This is a genomic window from Kitasatospora sp. NPDC127060 (assembly GCF_042724935.1).
Lineage (GTDB): Bacteria > Actinomycetota > Actinomycetes > Streptomycetales > Streptomycetaceae > Kitasatospora.
On sequence record NZ_JBHXEG010000109.1, the window covers coordinates 1 to 1,075 of the forward strand.

1 protein-coding gene is annotated in these 1,075 nt (G+C 73.1%); it reads right to left on the minus strand.

Translation table 11 applies throughout. The features are described from left to right. Positions 1–81: 81 nt before the first annotated feature. Positions 82–840 (minus strand): GPR1/FUN34/YaaH family transporter, encoded by a 759-nt coding sequence (locus ACFWIS_RS36885; RefSeq protein ID WP_380464168.1) that lies wholly within the window; start codon positions 838–840, stop codon positions 82–84. Positions 841–1,075 lie beyond the last annotated feature (235 nt).

A 1,075-nucleotide genomic window follows, 5' to 3' on the forward strand; every position in this document is an offset into this window, starting at 1 on the left:
GTGCTCGTACCCGGTCCTCGGGTACGAGCACAGCCGAATCGCGTCCCGCCGGCGGATCCGGGCGGTCGGACGGGCCACCGACTACAGGGTCCGGCGCACACCCGCCTGCTGTTCCAGCCGGTTCAGCTGGTCGGCCAGTCCCGCGTGCATGGCGTCCCGCACGGGACCGCTGCGTCCGATCCACAGGGCCTCCCGGCCGCGAAGCTCCTCCAGCATCAGGGCGTAGGCGGCGTACATCGCGACCGCCGCGAGGAGCATGCCGAGCGCCCCGGCGGCGTGGCCCAGCCAGGCCGCGCCCGAGAGGCCGTAGACGCCGGCGACGAAGTAGCGCGGCACGGCGATCACCAGGAGCAGCCACAGCACCTTCTTCGGCTTGGCCACCGATGCCATCAGCGCGGCGAAGACCGTGAACACCAGGTTCATCACGCCGAGCACCTGCGCCCCGCCGTGGGCGTCCGTCGACGTGACCAGGCCGTTGGCCAGCCAGGCGCCGGCGAATCCGCCCATCAGCGTCGCCGCGATGACGTCGCGCGCGCCGAACGCGAGTATGCTGACCAGGAGTTGGAGCACGAAGGCGGAGAAGACCGTGAGCGCCACGGCCTGCCGGTTCGCACCGTCGATCAGACCGAGCTGCAGGCTGCTGGTCACGACGGAGGAGATGGCCACCGTGAAGAAGCCCAGGGGCATCGGCGAGGCGATGGGCCGCAGGGTGATCCGTGTCATCGCGTGCAAGTCCGGCTCGGCTCCGGGGCCGGCCACCGTCTCCGTGCCCGTGGGCGTCTCGATCCCGGCCACCGTCGGGTCCGGTTCGCGCACCCGCTCGTCTTCTCTCGACGCCACCACCATGATTTCGCTCCTTGCTCTCGGTACTTCGTGTCCTCGGGGCGACCACTGCCTCGGCGGTCGCCCGTTTGCTCTGTGACTTCGGCTGTGAGGTCCGCCTCAGCCGCGCGTCGGTGTACCGGCGGTCCCGGGCCCCCCGCGGTGGACCCCCCCCGGGCCCCGGGCCGCCGCGGGGCGGACGCCCCAACCCCGGGGCTGGGCTGGCCCGGGGGGCCCCCCCCCCCCCCCCCCG